This window comes from Streptococcus sp. 27098_8_75 (assembly GCF_041432475.1).
In the GTDB taxonomy this organism is placed as follows: domain Bacteria; phylum Bacillota; class Bacilli; order Lactobacillales; family Streptococcaceae; genus Streptococcus; species Streptococcus gordonii.
Genome location: NZ_JAPVZR010000001.1, coordinates 286,637 through 303,668 on the forward strand (window position 1 = coordinate 286,637; position 17,032 = coordinate 303,668).

Consider the following 17,032-nt stretch of genomic DNA (forward strand, 5'->3'; position numbering starts at 1 on the left):
ACTCCCTTCTCTATTTCTGACTTTTTCGGCTGAAAACCAGCTCTGCAAAAGGGCCAAATTGTCTGAGGCTATCCAGTTGGTAAAAGCGCTGCCCTTCCTCTTGGGTAAAGAGGGGAACCCCCTTTCCTAGGATAAGGGGCGCTATCTGAATAATGAGGTGGTCGAAAAGATCCGCATCCAAGAGCGGTCCTACCAAGGAATTACCACCAATCACAAAGACATTTTTGCCTTTGTCAATCTGGTGAACAAAGTCCACCACATCCCCAGCTACTGGCTGGTAATTGCTGACAGGCAGGTGCCTATCATGCGTAAAGACATAGTTTTCAGTAGCTTGATAAAAACTTTCTACATCTTGCAAATCTTGGATTTCCTCAAAGGTCCGCTTGCCCATGATGGTGATATCCATTTGCCTGTAAAAGTCATCATAGCCTGTATCCTCTACAGAACCAAGCTGATGCAGCCAGTCTATCCTGTGCTGGCTGTCTGCCAAGTAGCCATCCATGGTGATACAGCCGTAAAAATATACTGCCATTCTTGTAGTTACCTTTCTAGTTCCTTTGCTATTGTCAAAGCGATAGTGAAAAAAGTCATGGCATCAGCTGTCCGCTCTTCATGGCGGGCATCCCAGGTTCGGTTATGATGATCCACATAGTCAGCTGTGTAGAAGAACTGATAGACTTTACTCTTGCGAAATTGACTCCAAGCCATGATAGCCGAAGCCTCCATGTCCACCACTTGGGCTCCAGCAGCCAAGCGACGCTTGACCTTATCAGGCGTTTCCCGATAAAAGGCATCAGTCGTCCAGGACTTGGTGCGGATATGCTCGATATCGTGCTTGTCAAAGATGGCTTCCAGCTTAACTAGCAGAGAGTCGTCATAGGCTACTTCGTCACCCGGTGGAGCATAGTGATAACTAGTTCCTTCATCTCGCAATGCGGCTGCAGGCAGAATAATCTTGTCAGCCTCAATTGAGCGGTCCAAAACGCCACAGGAACCTAGAATGATGAAATTTTTGAAGCCTCTAGCTACCAATTCCTCCAGTTGGCCAACTATCATCGGAGCCCCAATCTGAGCCAACATAACTGCTAGCTTGCTAGGTCCTTGGCGGTAAATATACCATGGATGCTGGCCGTTTATGCTTTTCAAATAGCCTCCCTGATAGACATCTTCTGACTCAATCAAACGTTTCAGAATTTCGCCATTAAAGGACAGGATGATGGTTTCACACACTTCACCCTTGTCACGGACTGGCTTTTCAGTTGGCTCAATGACTGCTGCTACATCTTCAAATTCCTCTAATAGCATAACTTCTCTTTCTTTAAGGCTCCAGCAAATCCGCCTTCATTTTATTTAGACGGCGCAGTTTGGTCTCATCTTTTTTGGCTTCACTGATATAATGAGCCCATTCTCGCTGGTGGCTAGGTGGCAGTTTAATAAAGCGCTCCTTAGCAAGACCATCCAAGTGTTCTTGCAACTCAAGAACTGCCTGGTTCAAAATTGCATCTGATAAATCTGACATAGTTCTTACCTCCTGTCATACTTCACCTCGATAACTTTGCTACCCTTTCCTAGAGACTTGACGAATGGTGGCTGGCCTCACGGGCATGCTCTAGTTTGTCTAAATAATATTCTCGTTTTTCTTCTACTTCATGGATAGTCGGCTCATCCTTCTCGCCGTGGACACGGACAATTTTAGCTGGAACTCCGACCACTGTCACATCACTAGGCACATCAGATACAACTACTGCACCCGCCCCAACTTTGGCTTTCTCACCTATTTCAATAGGGCCAATCACCTGAGCGTGGGCCGAAATCAACGCCCCTTTTCGGACAGTCGGATGACGTTTGCCCGTATCTTTTCCTGTACCACCTAAGGTAACACCGTGATAAAGCATAGCACCCTTCTCCACAACAGCTGTCTCTCCAATCACTAGACCACTGCCGTGGTCAATAAAGACACCTGATTCAATCTGGGCTCCAGGGTGAATCTCTATCTGGGTCCAAAAGCGCCAGAATTGACTGTGCATCCTTGCTAATAACTTAAAACCATGCTTCCACAAAAAATGAGAAAGACGATGAGCTGCCAAAGCTTTAATACCTGGATAAGTCAAGAGGACTTCCAGAGAATTTCGAGCTGCTGGATCATTTTCTTTTACAATATCAATGGTTTCTTTCCACCATCCCATCTTCTTCTCCTTTCATGATGTAAAAAACAAGGGAGCTGGCCCAAGAATTGCAACGCAACTGAGCCCTACTACTCCTTGTTTGTCTTTTATTCTTCTGTTTGAGTATGAGGTGCTTCTTCATGTTTCTTATGAGGATGCCCCTTACCATGATGCTTATCATGGTGCTTGTCTGATTTTTCAGGTTTAGGCGGACGTGGCAAAAGAGCCTTCATGGAAGCATCTACCCGGCCTTTGGCATCAATCTTGATAACCTTGACATCCACTTCATCACCGATTTGTACGACATCTTCGACATTATTGGTCCGAGTCCAAGCTAGCTCTGAGATGTGAACCAGGGCATCTGTCTTGTCAAAGAGATTGACAAAGGCACCGAATTTCTCAATCCGAACAACCTTGGCATGGTAGACTTCATCCACTTTTGCTTCGCGGACCAAGCCGGCAATGATTTCCTTGGCACGATTGATGGCGTCTTGATCGCTGGAGTAAATGGATACATTTCCTTCTTCATCAATGTCAATCTTAACACCGGTCTCAGCGATAATCTTATCAATGGTTTCCCCACCTTTTCCGATGACAATCTTGATCTTGTCCACATCAATCTTGATGGTGTCGATTTTCGGAGCAGTTGGAGCCAACTCAGGACGTGGAGCTGGAATTGTCGCTTCAATCAAGTCCAGAATTTCAAAGCGGGCTTTCTTTGCCTGAGCCAGAGCTTCTGTCAGGATCTCCGCTGTAATTCCTTCAATCTTGATGTCCATTTGGAGAGCTGTAATACCTTCACGAGTACCAGCCACCTTAAAGTCCATATCACCAAAATGGTCTTCCAAACCTTGGATGTCCGTCAGAACCGTGTAGTTGCTGCCATCTGAAATCAATCCCATGGCAATACCAGCAACCGGAGCCTTAATCGGCACACCACCGGCCATCAGAGCTAAAGTGCCCGCACAGATAGAGGCTTGGGAGGAAGAACCGTTTGATTCCAAGACTTCTGCTACCAGACGGATAGCGTAAGGAAACTCTTCCAAGCTAGGCAAGACTTGCTCCAAGGCACGTTCCCCAAGAGCACCGTGTCCAATTTCACGACGACCAGGAGCCCCATAACGGCCTGTCTCCCCGACAGAGTATTGCGGGAAATTATAATGGTGCATGAATCGTTTCTTGTATTCTGGATCCAAGCCGTCAACAATTTGCGTTTCGCCCATTGGCGCCAGAGTCAGGACAGACAAGGCCTGGGTTTGCCCGCGAGTAAAGAGACCAGAACCATGCACGCGCGGCAGATAATCCACTTCTGCATCCAGCGGACGGATTTCATCAACCTTACGACCGTCAGGACGGACCTTATCTTCGGTAATCAAACGACGCACTTCTGCATGCTCCATTTGCTCCAAGATTTCAGCCACATCACGCATGATACGGTCGAATTCTTCGTGATCTGCATATTTTTCTTCATAAACTGCTGTGACTTGGTCTTTGACAGCCTGAGTTGCGGCTTCACGCGCCAGCTTTTCTTCTACTTGCACAGCCTTTTGCAAGTCGCTGTTGTAGGCTGCGACAATCTCTGCCTGCAACTCTTCATCAACATGCAGCAATTCTACTTCTGCTTTTTCCTTGCCGACTGCTGCGACAATTTTTTCTTGGAAGGCAATCAATTCTTTGACTGCTTCATGCCCTTTGAGAAGAGCTTCCAACATGATATCTTCAGACAGTTCCTTAGCTCCGGATTCTACCATGTTGATAGCATCTTTGGTACCAGCCACTGTCAGTTCCAAAAGCGAAACTTCTTTTTGTTCCTTGCTAGGGTTGATGATAAATTCACCATCTATATAGCCGACCTGAACTCCTGCGATAGGGCCGTTAAAAGGAATATCTGAGATAGAAAGAGCCAGAGAGCTACCGAACATAGCAGCCATTTGAGGCGAAGCATCTTCGTCATAAGAAAGAACGGTATTGATAACCTGAACTTCATTGCGGAAACCTTCCGCAAACATAGGACGAATCGGACGGTCAATCAAGCGGGCAGTCAAAGTCGCATCTGTTGACGGACGGCCTTCGCGCTTGTTAAAGCCACCAGGATATTTCCCAGCCGCATACATTTTTTCTTCATAATTGACCTGCAATGGGAAAAAGTCACCAGTAGCCATCTTTTTGGACATGGTTGCCGCAGTTAAAACGGTACTTTCTCCATATCGAACAACGGCGCTGCCATTTGCCTGCTTTGCAACCTGACCGGTTTCAACTACCAGCTCACGACCTGCAAAAACGGTTTTAAAAACTTGTTTTGTCATAAAGACTCCTTGCCGAGCACATGCTCAAATTTTTTCATACGCCTTGGCTACAAAGATCAAGATACTAAGACCGTCAAAAGCAAAGTAAAAATAGGAAACTGGCGAGGTCTTCGATGAAGACAAGACAGTTTATCTTTTTTACACAGCTTTTAGGTCGTGTTCAGTTCATCAAGATACTAAGCCCTTAAGCAACTCAAAGGAAATTTATTTTTCTCAAGAAATGAGACCTGAGCTCAATTCAGATAAGCGCAAAGAACTTAGGACCTGTTCACTTAAGATTCTCAAAGCGACTCAGCTTAGCTTTGATTTCATGCCCTTAGCAACCTATTATATCCTCATCTTTGTATCAAGCACGTATAGACCTTATTTTACCACAATTTCAGACAAAAGAAAAAGCCTGAAAATGGCTTTTTTCTATAAAAGTACTGAAAATCTATTTTTCTTTTCTATAGCTGATTATAGTTGGCTGTCAGAGTTCGTTTTTCCCCTTTCGATTTGTCAAACAAGATGGCGATATAGCCACTATTCACTTTTCAAAGAGAACTTCTTGCTTTATAATAAATACAGCGACTCATTTCAAACATATAAAGGAGACAATCGTGCAAGATCATCAAACAGTTGAAAAGAAAGATTTTTTCTCGCTCCTTGCGACAGCCTTAGTCTGCTTTGCAGGCATCTTATCTGAAACCAGTATGAATGTAACCTTCCCGCATCTAAGCAAGGTCTTTGGCTTAGGATTAGGAACACTGCAATGGATTACAACAGGATATTTATTAGCAGTAGCCATTACGATTACTTTAGGAGCAACCTTAGCCCACAATTGGAAAGAGAGAACTATCCTCTTTACTGCTTTGGCCAACTTTTGCTTGGGAACTCTGATTGCCATGTTGGCTCCAAGCTTTCCCATCTTGATGATAGGGAGAGTCCTGCAAGGAGGAGCTACTGGATTAGCCATTCCTTTGCTCTTTAACTTGATTGTTGAGCGTGTTCCTAAGCAAAAAATTGGAACCTATATGGGCTTGTCTGGGATGGTGGTCAGCCTAGCACCAGCAATTGGGCCGACTTACGGTGGTTTTATGATTAGTCGTTTTGACTGGCATATGATTTATACCTTTATTCTTCCTGTCCCAATCATTTCCTTTATTCTTGCCTTTTTCTTTTTAAGAAATTCCGAGAAGTCTAGGAAACGCGCCTTTGATCTTCTCTCATTTCTCCTCTTAGCAAGCTCACTCGTCTTTGCCATTGTAGCCATTTCCAGCTTAGAAGAAGGACATATCGATTGGCTCTATCTTGTTCTCTGCATAGTGCCACTAGCTTGCTTCATCTATCGGAGTTTAAAGATTGAACATCCTTTCTTAGATATTCGTATCTTAAAGCAACCAACGGTCTTATTGGCTATTTTACCCTTCTTCATTTTTCAATTTATCAACCTATCGGCTAATTTTCTGATTCCCAACTTCCTAGTCATAGAAAAAGACATTTCAACCGCTCAAGCAGGCTTTGCGCTGCTTCCAGGAACCATGCTCGGAGCCTTCCTATCTCCTCTCTTTGGCAAACTCTATGATAGAAATGGTCCGAAACCAACCCTTTTTACAGGAAATTCACTTCTTTTCCTGGCTGTATTCTTGCTCCTTATCTTTACAAAAGAACTCACCTTAACAGCTGTTATTGCGATTTATATTTGCTTTACCTTGGGGCGAAACATGGCTTTTAATAACACACTAGCTCTAGCCACGACTCAAGTTGATAAAGGAAAGACTGCAGATACGACCGCGCTCTTTCAGCTAGCCCAGACCTTTGCGGGCGCTATAGGTACTGCAGTTACGGCCGTCATCGCCAATCAAGCTCCCAATATGACAAAAGGAACTCAAAACGTCTTCACCCTGCTATTAAGCCTGGTTATCTTCGTATTCTTGTCTTATCTACTGCTTTTTAAAAAGATTGCCTCAAAGAAACTTTAACTTTTATCCTTCTCCCCCAAAGACATTTTGGGGGATTTTTTGCTATACTATTTCTATATACGACAAAAGGAGTAGACTATGGAACAAAAACATCGTTCTGAATTTCCAGAAAATGAACTCTGGGACCTAACAGCCCTTTACCAAGACCAAGAGGACTTCCTGCGGGCCATCGAAAAGGCCAGAGAGGACATCAAAAAATTTGTCCGTGATTACCAAGGCAAGCTCAGCACTTTCGAAGATTTTGAGCGGGCTTTTGCTGAGTTAGAGCAGATTTATATCCAAATCAGCCATATCGGTAACTACGGTTTTATGCCACAGACCACTGACTATGGTGACGAGAGCTTTGCACAGATTGCCCAAGCAGCTATGGAGTTTGAGACCGAGGCCAATGTCGCACTCAGCTTCTTTGACGACGCCCTGGTCGGTGCAGACGAGGCTGTCTTGGAGAAACTAGGCCAAGAGCCCCATCTGACTTCAGCTATTCGCCAGGCTAAAATCAAAAAATCCCACTATCTGGGAGCGGATGTTGAAAAAGCCTTGACCAATCTAGGTGAAGTCTTTTACAGTCCACAGGATATTTACACCAAGATGCGGGCCGGCGACTTTGCCATGAATGACTTTGAAGTAGACGGCAAAGTTTACAAAAATAGCTTTGTCACCTATGAGAATTTCTATCAAAACCATGAAAACGCAGAAATCCGCGAAAAGTCTTTCCGCTCTTTCTCTGAAGGTCTTCGTAAGCACCAAAATGCTGCTGCAGCTGCCTATCTGGCTCAGGTCAAGTCTGAAAAACTACTGGCTGACATGAAGGGCTATGACTCTGTCTTTGACTACTTACTGGCAGAGCAAGAAGTTGATCGCTCTATGTTTGACCGGCAGATTGACTTGATCATGAGCGAATTTGCCCCAGTAGCTCAAAAATACCTCAAGCATGTCGCTAAGGTAAACGGACTTAAAAAAATGACCTTTGCCGACTGGAAGCTGGACTTGGACAGCGAGCTCAATCCCGAAGTCAGCATTGATGATGCCTATGACCTCGTCATGAAATCAGTCGAGCCACTCGGACAAGAGTATTGTCAAGAAGTTGCCCGCTATAAGGAAGAACGCTGGGTCGACTTTGCGGCAAATGCGGGAAAAGACTCTGGAGGCTATGCTGCTGATCCTTATCGGGTTCACCCTTATGTCCTCATGAGCTGGACTGGCCGCATGAGTGACGTCTATACACTGATTCACGAAATAGGCCACTCCGGTCAGTTTATCTTCTCTGACAATCACCAAAGCTATTTCAACGCCCACATGTCCACCTACTATGTGGAAGCACCGTCTACCTTTAATGAGCTCCTGCTCAGTGATTATCTGGAACGTCAGTTTGATAATCCTCGCCAGAAACGATTTGCCCTGGCTCACCGTCTGACAGATACCTACTTCCATAACTTCATTACTCACTTGCTGGAAGCTGCCTTCCAACGCAAGGTCTATACTTTGATTGAAGAAGGCGGAACCTTCGGCGCAAGCAAACTCAACGCTATCATGAAAGAAGTCTTGACAGAATTCTGGGGCGATGCCGTTGAGATTGACGACGACGCTGCCCTGACTTGGATGCGCCAAGCCCACTACTACATGGGGCTTTACAGCTACACTTACTCCGCAGGCTTGGTTATCTCTACTGCCGGCTACCTACACCTAAAAAATGACGAAAATGGTGCTCGTGACTGGCTTGAGCTACTCAAATCTGGCGGTAGCAAGACTCCGCTTGAGTCGGCTATGATTATCGGAGCAGATATTTCGACAGACAAACCACTCCGTGACACCATTCAATTCTTGTCAGATACAGTTGATCAGATTATTGCTTACAGCGAGGAGTTGGGGGAATAAGTACATATCTTTAGAATCAGACTCAGATGAATCATCTGGGTCTGATTTTTGAATCCCTTTAGAAAATTTTAAAAAAATCTATATTTTAAATTTTTACAAAAATATCCATTGAAAACGCTTCCTTTTTGTGATATGATGTCCTTGGATATATATCCGAAGGGAGAAAAATTATGAAAAAATGGTTATTTTTAACAGCTTTGACTGCACTACTGCTTGGAGCTTGCTCAACAGAGAATGAGGTTTCCCAAGAAAACACCGATAAACAGATAGGCTTCGTTCAAAAAGAGGATAAAAATAGTGTAGAGAAAGCGGAAAAAGAAAAATTAGAGAAAGAGAAAGAGAAAAAAGAAAAAGAACAACAAGAAAAAGAGAAAAAGACTGAAGAAGAAAGAAAACTACGAGAAGAAGAGGAAAGAAAAAAACAAGAAGAAGAGAGGAAGGCTCGCGAAGAACAAGAAAGAAGAGAGGCGGAAGCCAAACAAATTGTAGAGCAAGCAGAGGCAACTGTTCAACAACTGGAAAACAATCAAGTTCAAGACTACGTTGCTCCAGCTCAAGCTGCAGTTGAGCGTGTTGCTGATGAAAATATAAAGTCTAAATTGATATATCGTATTGGACTTGTCCAAAATGCGATTAATATTAGGGCCCAACAAGCTGCAGAAGCTGAACAAGCACGCCAAGCTGCAGAAAGACAAGCTACAGAAAATCAGATAGTAGAACAGCAAGAATCAGTAGCTGCCGGTGGATATTTTAAAGATTATAGAGGCAGATGGCATCGTCCCAACGGTCAATACGCTTCAAAAAAGGAAATAGCAAATGCAGGGTTGGCATGGTAATATTAGATCTGCTCAATATCCATCAGGCAATATGTATACGCTTAACCACTTCGCGACATCATCTAATTATTGTCGGATACAGATGATCAGATTATTTCCTACAGCGAAGAGGTTGGAAAATAAAAGCTTTTACCTATGATAGATTTAAGAGTATTCATCATCTAAAACAAGACTACACAAAAAATCACCTGTTTCAGGTGATTTTTTGTGCAATTTAGAAAAATTCCATCTACTCAATGTCCAACTAGCAGGAGGTTGGAGTATGCGGATTCGAAGAGTCCATTCAGGACTCTGGTAGCAGGTTATTCGAATTTACCTTTATTAGCTTCATTCGCTGGTTTCATATTGATTTGTAAAAGATTAGCGATATTTTCTTTATCTATCTTAGCATTTCCTTTACTATCAACCTTAATTGCCAAATAATGAGTACTAGTGTCATAATAATCCATTCCCTGTAAATTCACATAGTTATCTGCTTTAAAATCTAGAGCAGCTAACTGGTAGACAAATCGAATAATCAATCCTTTAGAATAGTTGGTTTCAACAACCTTATTGTGTTCATCTATCAAGCCTTGGAAGAATTCTTGATTATCCTGATGATAAGATGCCTTAACCTCGTACTGATAGACATCCACAGATGGAGCCTTAAATTTCAAATAGACCATATCGCCTTCTACTTTGTAATCTTCAAGAGTGTATGCTCCAGCTTTTCCCAAGGCATTAGTGTTTACCTTGAAAAACATTGGCGCGTATACCTTGAGTGGGTAACTTTCTCCCTTATACTTAAAAACTGTATCCTTTGAAAAAGTTGCATAACGTTCAGACAATACAGGAGCTATGACATCATTCCATAACTTATCAAAAAATTCTTCTTGATTGCTAGCACCTCTTGCTTTTAAAACCAAATCGAAATTCTTTTGATTAACAAAAACAGCATCTACTAATTTCAAAGCCACTTGTACCTTGGGATTGGTAATCTCCTTTTTCTTCTTTTCAAGATCGTCAGCCGCCTTTTTAACACCATCTAAGGTTGTAGTGACTTCCTTTCCACTATTTGTTTCAACATACGTTTTCTCATAGGAAACAGGGCCAACTTTTGCATTCCAATCAAATGATGCAGCAGGTCCAGTCACATCTGTCTTGTGATATAATGCATTTTTAGCAGTATCAGTCGATTTAGACGAACATCCAACAAGAGCAACTGCTAAAGTTATTAAACTTACTAAGAAATAAATTCTTATCTTCTTTCTCATACTATTCTCCTTTTCTAATAATGATTCTTACCTACCATCTAGTATACCATGACAAAACTTATCTTAATGACTTTTTATATAAATAAATTCTAAAATATTATAAAAAATATAGTTTCTATTCCCTTCTTGTTTGAAACTTAGCTTCTTTTTAATCGCTAAACATAAAGTCACTTGTTTGCTCTAAAGTCAAGCAGTGTTGTGTTTTGTCCATTTTTAAATTTCAAATCTTGTCTATTAAAATGATAGCACTAAATAAAGCAAAGGGTCCTTCTCAAAACGAGTTGAGAAAATCTATTCAATCTTTTCAATACTAAGGATAAGCTAGTCGTTTTATGATTTTCAAAAAATTTTCAAGTCACTTTTCTTGAATCCGATTACTTCTTTTGATAGACTAGTGCTTAGTTTTAGAAAAAGGAGACAGAAAATGAAAAAGTTTTTTGCTGAATTAATCGGTACATTCATGCTTGTGTTTGTAGGAACAGGCGCAGTTGTTTTTGGTAATGGTGTAGAGGGCCTTGGTCATCTTGGAATTGCCCTTGCCTTTGGTTTGTCAATCGTTGCTGCTGCTTACTCTATCGGTACGATTTCCGGAGCTCACCTCAATCCTGCAGTATCTATTGCTATGTTTGCAAACAAGCGTTTATCGTCTAAGGATCTTGTCAACTACATCCTTGCACAAGTTCTTGGGGCTTTTATTGCTTCAGCGACAGTATACTTCCTCTTGGCTAACTCAGGTATGCCAACTGCCAGCCTAGGTGAAAATGCCTTGGCAAATGGTGTAACCGTCTTTGGTGGCTTCTTATTTGAAGTCATTGCAACCTTCTTGTTTGTCTTGGTTATCATGACTGTAACTTCTTCAAGCAAAGGGAACAGCTCTATCGCTGGTCTTGTAATTGCTTTGACTTTGGTAGTGATGATCTTGGTTGGTCTCAATATCACTGGCCTCTCAGTTAATCCAGCTCGTAGCTTGGCTCCAGCTCTTCTTGTAGGTGGTGTAGCCTTGCAACAAGTTTGGATCTTCATCTTGGCACCAATTGTTGGTGGCCTTCTTGCAGCTGTAGTTGCCAAAACCCTTCTTGGAACAGAAGAATAATCGAAAATAAAAAGAGCCTTGCTCCTTATCTTGAGGAACAGGGCTTTTTCTTTAAAAATTAAAATACACTCCCATTTTACTCACAGGAGTGTATTGATTTTAACTCAATTCAGCAACGATAGCCTTGATTTGTTCTGCAGTATGAACACCTGCAACTTGTTTAACCACTTGGCCATCCTTTTTAAATAGAAGTGTTGGAATAGACATAATTCCAAAGGATCGAGCTGTCAGTGGATTTTCATCCACATCTATTTTGACAATTTTAAGTTTATCTTCTGAAAATTCTTCCGACAGTCTATCTAGCACTGGCCCTTGCATTCGACAAGGTCCACACCATGTCGCCCAAAAATCAACTAAAACTAAGCCATTCTTTGTTTCTTGCTCAAATGTTGCATCTGTAATTGCTTTTACCATTATTTTTATCTCCTTTTAATCAAACTTTGTCAAATCCTGCTTCATCAGGAAAAAGAATACATCGCCATAAGTCCCATGATAATCCAAATCATGGCCATTATAGGTCAGTTTCTGAACTGGATAATAATCCGCAACCCCAATCAAGCAGGCCTGCTGAGACTGTTCAAATGCTTGATAGGACTCAAAGGTCATCTTGCGTTCTTGCTTGACAGCATCCAAATAAGTAATTTCAATCATAACTTCTCCTTTTTCAAATTACTCTTGTAATTTTTTATTTTACGATTATATTGTAACCATCTTTATTACATCTGTCAAATGAAACGACTCAGAGAAATTCATTCACTTTTAAAGTTACTCACTGATTGCCTAGCAAATGAAAAAGCCTCCCATCGGAAGACTTTTTATGTAAATAAGAAAAAGCATGATCAATGCCCCTTGTGTTTTTCCAATCGTTTTTGCTGTTTGAGTTCGAATTTCCTTTGCTTAGCCAGTTCTTTCTGCTGCTTGCGCTTGACTTGAGCGATTTTCTTTTGCTCTTCAAATTGCAGCTTCAGCGCTTCCTGGGACTTTGAAGACCGTGAAGCCATCTGCTCCTTTTTAGCCTGTCTCTGCAAGCGTTTGGGACTGATGGACTTAGCCTTCTCCTTCACCCTGATGCTAGGACTAAACTGCAATCGATGATAATAACGGTTTAGAAAATCCAACAGCTCCTGCATACTTGGCTCTGCGCCAAAGGTGACTCGGCAAACTCTATAAGACTGAGCATGTTCCCGCTCGAAAAGACCGTGCCAAAATCCCTCTTCAAAATAGACTGTCAGCGTCATTGAAATCTTATCCATGACAGCACCTCCTTTAAAAATCCCTAAGAATGGACAACCAAGGAGGAAGGTTACTGACAAAAATAGACTTTTTGCGTCTGGACTACCAACCAGAACTGTGTTTTTATCTTAGTAGCTACAGTCTAGCAAGATTTTCTAAAAAATTCAAGATTATCGGAATCTCGCCGAGATGACTAAATTGGATTTTCTTGCATGAAATCTAGAAAAGTCAAAAACAAGAACTCTCTCTCCTTGTAAAATAACTTCATTTCCGCTATAATACTACAAATACTGAAAGGAGAGAACTATGAAGTATATTTGGGCTTTCTTAGCAACCTTGGGCTTAACCAGACTTGTACTTTTCTTCTACTTGTCCCAAACCAAACCAATTCATACTCCTCCTAAGCGCGAAAGTACACAAACAGCTTCTAGTGAGAAGAGTGACAAGCAACCGACTCCGACAGAAGATATCGTGTCTGAAGACTATAGTGTTTCATACGACGACAAGCAGCTATACGGAAAGATTACTGCTCCTCGTGACTACAAGAGTAAAAAATTACCGACTATTGTTATTGCACATGGATTAAACAACACCCTTGAGCAATATGAAATGTACAGCCAGCTGTTGGCAAAGCAAGGTTATCTGGTTTACAGTTTTGATTTCTACGGAGGCAGCCGTCGTTCTAAAAGTGGCGGGCAGGATATGCTGAATATGTCGGTCAAGACCGAACTCACAGACTTGACCCAAGTCATGGAAAAGCTGAGTTCTGAGGCCTTTGTAGATAAGAGTAAAATGAGCTTATTCGGTGCTAGTCAAGGTGGGGTTGTTGCTAGTCTCTACGCAGCTTCTTATCCAGATCGTGTGCACAAGCTCCTGCTTATCTTTCCAGCATTCGTTCTTTTTGACGATGCCAAGGAGACCTATCATGAGCTAGGGAGTCCTGACTTCGACCAACTTCCCGATAACCTGACAAACCACAATGTTACTCTAGGGAAGATTTATCTAATTGATGCTTTAGGTATTGACATCCAATCTGAGCTGTCCAAAATTACAGCTCCGACTCTGATTATCCATGGCACTGATGATGCAGTCGTTCCCTACCAGTATGCGGTTGAAGCCAGTCAGACGATTCCAAATGCAGAGCTAGTCACTGTAGAAGGTGGGGAGCATGGCATCGACGAAAGATTTGCTATCACTGCCGCTCCTGCCATCCAAAAATTCTTGAAAGAGTAAATTTGCTGATAAAAAAAGTTCTTCTAAAATTATGGAAGAACTTTTTATTTGGAAAAATTAGAAGAATTAGACTAGGAAACGACATTTGAACATCTTAAAACGAATTAAGGGGAAAGGCGAATAATCGTGCTCCGAAACCCAGAAAACTGTTTTGAGCTCGGGCTAAAATCCTAGTGAAAATAAAAAATCTCCCCGAAGGGAGATCATTCTGGTTTATTTTACCTTACAGTGCTAGGAACCGTAACCGAAGATAATACTTGAGTATATCAAGGTAAGGTGACGGAACAGAAAAAGCTCCCTGAAGTCAGAGAGCCAATTTGAGCTCGGGTTAAAATCCATGAAAAAAGCTACCCAATTTAGAGTAGCTTCATTATCAAGATGTGCTCAATTGAACACGGCCTAAGCACTTGGCAAAAAAGATATAATCTCCTCGAAACTGAAGTTTCTTCGTCAATTTTCCTATTTTTGCTTTGTGCTTTTGACGGCCTTTGTATCTTGAATTAACGACGAAGTCCTAGAGAGTTGATCAACTCACGGTAACGGTTAACGTCGTTTTTACGCAAGTATGCAAGCAAGTTACGACGGCGACCGATTTTCTTCATCAATCCACGGTAAGTAGCGTGGTCTTTTTTGTGTTGTTTGATGTGTTCGTTAAGGTGGTTGATTTCCCAAGTAAGGACAGCAACTTGAACCTCTACTGAACCTGTATCACCTTCGTGACGCGCATATTGTGCAATGATTTCATTTTTTTTCTCTTTTGAGATTGCCATGATATACTCCTTTTCTTTACGCTTCATCCGAGTGGCAGGTTTGGCATGGCCTGCAACCAAGAAGAAGTTATTTGTCTTTACGACATTCTTATTCTACCAAGAAGGACCAGCTTTGTCAAATCATCCTACTTTAAATCGTCTTGGTCATTGATTAATCAACCTTAGTCACATAGTTCCCGGAAATTAGCTAAAAAAGAAGTGCTACAATAGGCAGAGCACTTCTTTTTTTATTCATCAGTTGCAGCATCATATAGAGTCAGAACAGTCTGGTCTTCTTGACCTTCATTTGCAAAACGAATAGATGGCTGGTTTGTTAAAGGAGAGATAATTCCTATAGCAACCTTATAGCCCTTATCCTTACTCATCAGATTAGAAGTTGAAAGTGAGACTTCAAGCTCTTCCTCTTTATCTGGCAGAAGCTTGGTCAAATCAAGAGAAAGTTTCTTAGTTTCTACAATCTCCCCTGATTTATCAAGAACATAAATCTTAGTGTCCCAATTCCGATAAAAAGGAGCCACTCCTTTGTTTGCTAAAGTAAGAGTAAGCTTGGTTTCATCACCTTGTGACTTCAAGGACGCTGAAGGAACCCAGAATCTATAACCCATGTTTTTCAAGACTTCGTTATAGCCCGTATCATCCTTCTCATCAAGTACCTCAGCAATCTTAGGTCCCAAGAAGCTTGTATGCGATTGTTGAACTTCTTTAATCGTTTGTTCTAAATTATTCTTGAGAATGTTTTTCATGCTCACTGCACTAGTAAACTCACCACCAATCGGTGCAGTTTGCCAGGCGTCAGGCATCGCTACAAGGCCATCCTTCGCTTCTTCCTGGTCATAGTCGCCACCAGATTTTATCCAATCCAGCCAAACCTTAGTGCTTTCTTTCTCTCCTACCATATCATTATAAAGGCCGAAGCCATGCTTCTTCGCAGCCACAAAAGGACGACGCATTAAAATATTGGCTTTGGGAAAAGCTTGAGTCCATGGAGTGATAAATTTTTCACGGACTGCTGCTTCTGGTAATTTTCTGATGTTTACCTCATCATTGACGTGCCATTCTCCCCAATGGCCGAGAACCCCAAGCTGAATAAAGGCAATTTGCCCACTTTTAGCCCAGCGCTCTCCCATAGCAGCAACAGCTTTTTGATAATAAGAAATCAAGGTTTTATCTGAATAATTAGGAGAAAAGCCTTTTCCATAGTCAGACTCATAGTGGTCCCCTGGATCAGACATTTCTTTTATGAGCCAAGAAGGAATATCTTCATGAGAAGTACCGGAAGGATAGTCTAAGACAAAGCGTAGAACAATATACTTTCCTTCCTTTTTCCAGCGTTCCATCTGGTTGTTTTCTTCTATCTTTTCCCAATCATATACACCCTTTTGGGCTTCTAATTCTTTCCAAGTGACATCCATATATACCAGTTGAACATCGTCAGAAAGCTCCGATTCCTCTGCGGATGGTGCATAGCCCATCAAGGGATTTGGAATTGCCTCTTCAGAGTAGGTAAAAGTACGGTTTACTTGTTTTTTATTATTCAAGGAAGTTAAGAAAAAACTACCAAAAATCGTGGCTACTACTAAAATAATTAAACTGTATCGCAACTTTTTATTCATTCCATTTCCAATCATGCTATCCGTGATACTCACCGTTATATTGGATAAGAGTCACGTCTGAAACCTGTTCAATATTCCGAATGCGTTCTACAAATGTGAAATCGTCTTTTTTGCAGAGGACTTCAACTGCCATTTCAACAGCATCTCCTCTAAGGGTCTTGGATTTCACAAAGTACTTGATCTTACCAAAAGATTGGATGATGCGGTCTCCTGTTTCATCTCCTTGGTAATGAATAATGAGAATGAAGACCCTACCTTGGTGCTGCATCCGACTAAAAATGAGTAGCATTGCAAAAATAACAACAGCTGTCACAATGGCTAAGATATACATACCTGCTCCAACTGTGATTCCTGTGGTGATGGCCCAGAACAAATATAGCAGGTCCATGGGATCTTTTACAGCCGTCCGGTAGCGCACAATGGAAAGGGCACCGACCATCCCCAAAGAGATAACAACGTTGGTACTAATTGCCAAAGTAACCATGGCTGTTAAGATCGACATCCCAATCAAGGTCATGGCAAAACTTCTTGAATAGACTACTCCAGTGAAAAATCGCTGATAAACAAAGTAAATAAAAGCTCCTAATGCGATTGCTAATAAAAGAGTGGCAAGAATTTTTACAGCATTTTGGGAAGTAAAATTCTCAGATTTTAATATTGATTTTTTAATCATATCTTGAACACTCATTCTTTT

17 protein-coding genes are annotated in these 17,032 nt (G+C 41.7%); 5 read left to right on the forward strand and 12 right to left on the reverse strand.

The genetic code is table 11. The features are described 5' to 3' along the window. Positions 1–10: 10 nt before the first annotated feature. The 5 genes from O3640_RS01365 to pnp all read right to left on the reverse strand — a co-directional run bounded on the left by O3640_RS01365 (position 11) and on the right by pnp (position 4,471). Entirely contained in the window at positions 11–532 is a 522-nt protein-coding gene (locus tag O3640_RS01365) for a dihydrofolate reductase family protein (protein WP_000301974.1), read from the reverse strand. A gap of 8 nt (positions 533–540) precedes the next feature. Continuing rightward, positions 541–1,305 carry a nucleoside phosphorylase gene (locus tag O3640_RS01370; protein WP_125369306.1) on the reverse strand — a complete coding sequence of 255 codons (765 nt, stop codon included), beginning with the start codon at positions 1,303–1,305 and terminating at the stop codon, positions 541–543. Positions 1,306–1,318: 13 nt separating this feature from the next. Then, positions 1,319–1,519: a YdeI/OmpD-associated family protein gene (locus O3640_RS01375; protein ID WP_008808365.1), complete on the reverse strand. Its 201-nt coding sequence runs from the start codon at positions 1,517–1,519 to the stop codon at positions 1,319–1,321. A gap of 49 nt (positions 1,520–1,568) precedes the next feature. After that, a complete protein-coding gene (gene cysE / locus O3640_RS01380) occupies positions 1,569–2,186 on the reverse strand; it encodes a serine O-acetyltransferase (RefSeq protein WP_045772814.1) in 618 nt (205 codons plus the stop codon). 86 nt (positions 2,187–2,272) lie between these two features. Beyond that, positions 2,273–4,471 (reverse strand): polyribonucleotide nucleotidyltransferase, encoded by a 2,199-nt coding sequence (pnp, locus tag O3640_RS01385; RefSeq protein WP_268723034.1) that lies wholly within the window; start codon positions 4,469–4,471, stop codon positions 2,273–2,275. A 599-nt stretch (positions 4,472–5,070) separates the two neighbouring features. Here pnp and O3640_RS01390 point away from each other — a divergent pair. From O3640_RS01390 to O3640_RS01400, 3 genes are all read left to right on the forward strand, one after another. Beyond that, on the forward strand, positions 5,071–6,432 hold the full coding sequence (locus O3640_RS01390; RefSeq protein ID WP_195321882.1) for an MFS transporter: 1,362 nt from the start codon (positions 5,071–5,073) through the stop codon (positions 6,430–6,432). Positions 6,433–6,510: 78 nt separating this feature from the next. Beyond that, a complete protein-coding gene (pepF, locus tag O3640_RS01395) occupies positions 6,511–8,307 on the forward strand; it encodes an oligoendopeptidase F (protein ID WP_195321881.1) in 1,797 nt (598 codons plus the stop codon). Between the two features lie 170 nt (positions 8,308–8,477). After that, positions 8,478–9,143 carry a hypothetical protein gene (locus O3640_RS01400; RefSeq protein ID WP_195322063.1) on the forward strand — a complete coding sequence of 222 codons (666 nt, stop codon included), beginning with the start codon at positions 8,478–8,480 and terminating at the stop codon, positions 9,141–9,143. Between the two features lie 302 nt (positions 9,144–9,445). Here O3640_RS01400 and O3640_RS01405 read toward each other — a convergent pair whose 3' ends face one another. Further along, positions 9,446–10,396, reverse strand: coding sequence for a hypothetical protein (locus tag O3640_RS01405; protein ID WP_195322064.1), 951 nt, complete (start codon positions 10,394–10,396; stop codon positions 9,446–9,448). 424 nt (positions 10,397–10,820) lie between these two features. On the opposite strand from O3640_RS01405, the gene O3640_RS01410 reads away from it, so the two are divergent. Continuing rightward, positions 10,821–11,489, forward strand: coding sequence for an MIP/aquaporin family protein (locus O3640_RS01410; RefSeq protein WP_061584614.1), 669 nt, complete (start codon positions 10,821–10,823; stop codon positions 11,487–11,489). A gap of 99 nt (positions 11,490–11,588) precedes the next feature. Here O3640_RS01410 and trxA read toward each other — a convergent pair whose 3' ends face one another. The 3 genes from trxA to O3640_RS01425 all read right to left on the reverse strand — a co-directional run bounded on the left by trxA (position 11,589) and on the right by O3640_RS01425 (position 12,742). Next, a complete protein-coding gene (gene trxA, locus O3640_RS01415; RefSeq protein WP_048777345.1) occupies positions 11,589–11,903 on the reverse strand; it encodes a thioredoxin in 315 nt (104 codons plus the stop codon). Positions 11,904–11,918: 15 nt separating this feature from the next. Next, the gene (locus tag O3640_RS01420; protein ID WP_008808355.1) at positions 11,919–12,140 is read right to left on the reverse strand and encodes a DUF4649 family protein; all 222 of its coding nucleotides are present in this window, start codon (positions 12,138–12,140) and stop codon (positions 11,919–11,921) included. Between the two features lie 188 nt (positions 12,141–12,328). After that, a complete protein-coding gene (locus tag O3640_RS01425; protein ID WP_008808354.1) occupies positions 12,329–12,742 on the reverse strand; it encodes a YjdF family protein in 414 nt (137 codons plus the stop codon). 286 nt (positions 12,743–13,028) lie between these two features. Between O3640_RS01425 and O3640_RS01430 the strand changes: the two genes are divergently transcribed. Further along, the gene (locus tag O3640_RS01430) at positions 13,029–13,955 is read left to right on the forward strand and encodes an alpha/beta hydrolase family protein (protein WP_371586510.1); all 927 of its coding nucleotides are present in this window, start codon (positions 13,029–13,031) and stop codon (positions 13,953–13,955) included. A gap of 500 nt (positions 13,956–14,455) precedes the next feature. Here the strand turns inward: O3640_RS01430 and rpsO are convergent, their stop codons facing one another. The 3 genes from rpsO to O3640_RS01445 all read right to left on the reverse strand — a co-directional run bounded on the left by rpsO (position 14,456) and on the right by O3640_RS01445 (position 17,026). Further along, the gene (gene rpsO, locus O3640_RS01435) at positions 14,456–14,725 is read right to left on the reverse strand and encodes a 30S ribosomal protein S15 (RefSeq protein ID WP_001018251.1); all 270 of its coding nucleotides are present in this window, start codon (positions 14,723–14,725) and stop codon (positions 14,456–14,458) included. Between the two features lie 227 nt (positions 14,726–14,952). Beyond that, a complete protein-coding gene (locus tag O3640_RS01440; RefSeq protein WP_105165084.1) occupies positions 14,953–16,338 on the reverse strand; it encodes a DUF4832 domain-containing protein in 1,386 nt (461 codons plus the stop codon). 16 nt (positions 16,339–16,354) lie between these two features. Continuing rightward, complete coding sequence (locus tag O3640_RS01445; protein WP_045505526.1) at positions 16,355–17,026, reverse strand: DUF4956 domain-containing protein; 672 nt, start codon at positions 17,024–17,026, stop codon at positions 16,355–16,357. Positions 17,027–17,032: the final 6 nt, after the last annotated feature.

Bases quoted from the DNA above. Each gene is read 5' to 3' on its own strand.
- O3640_RS01365 (WP_000301974.1), bottom strand. From the start codon at position 532: ATGGCAGTATATTTTTACGGCTGTATCACCATGGATGGCTACTTGGCA.
- O3640_RS01370 (WP_125369306.1), bottom strand. From the start codon at position 1,305: ATGCTATTAGAGGAATTTGAAGATGTAGCAGCAGTCATTGAGCCAACT.
- O3640_RS01375 (WP_008808365.1), bottom strand. From the start codon at position 1,519: ATGTCAGATTTATCAGATGCAATTTTGAACCAGGCAGTTCTTGAGTTG.
- cysE (WP_045772814.1), bottom strand. From the start codon at position 2,186: ATGGGATGGTGGAAAGAAACCATTGATATTGTAAAAGAAAATGATCCA.
- pnp (WP_268723034.1), bottom strand. From the start codon at position 4,471: ATGACAAAACAAGTTTTTAAAACCGTTTTTGCAGGTCGTGAGCTGGTA.
- pepF (WP_195321881.1), top strand. From the start codon at position 6,511: ATGGAACAAAAACATCGTTCTGAATTTCCAGAAAATGAACTCTGGGAC.
- O3640_RS01400 (WP_195322063.1), top strand. From the start codon at position 8,478: ATGAAAAAATGGTTATTTTTAACAGCTTTGACTGCACTACTGCTTGGA.
- O3640_RS01405 (WP_195322064.1), bottom strand. From the start codon at position 10,396: ATGAGAAAGAAGATAAGAATTTATTTCTTAGTAAGTTTAATAACTTTA.
- O3640_RS01410 (WP_061584614.1), top strand. From the start codon at position 10,821: ATGAAAAAGTTTTTTGCTGAATTAATCGGTACATTCATGCTTGTGTTT.
- trxA (WP_048777345.1), bottom strand. From the start codon at position 11,903: ATGGTAAAAGCAATTACAGATGCAACATTTGAGCAAGAAACAAAGAAT.
- O3640_RS01420 (WP_008808355.1), bottom strand. From the start codon at position 12,140: ATGATTGAAATTACTTATTTGGATGCTGTCAAGCAAGAACGCAAGATG.
- O3640_RS01425 (WP_008808354.1), bottom strand. From the start codon at position 12,742: ATGGATAAGATTTCAATGACGCTGACAGTCTATTTTGAAGAGGGATTT.
- O3640_RS01430 (WP_371586510.1), top strand. From the start codon at position 13,029: ATGAAGTATATTTGGGCTTTCTTAGCAACCTTGGGCTTAACCAGACTT.
- rpsO (WP_001018251.1), bottom strand. From the start codon at position 14,725: ATGGCAATCTCAAAAGAGAAAAAAAATGAAATCATTGCACAATATGCG.
- O3640_RS01440 (WP_105165084.1), bottom strand. From the start codon at position 16,338: ATGAATAAAAAGTTGCGATACAGTTTAATTATTTTAGTAGTAGCCACG.
- O3640_RS01445 (WP_045505526.1), bottom strand. From the start codon at position 17,026: ATGAGTGTTCAAGATATGATTAAAAAATCAATATTAAAATCTGAGAAT.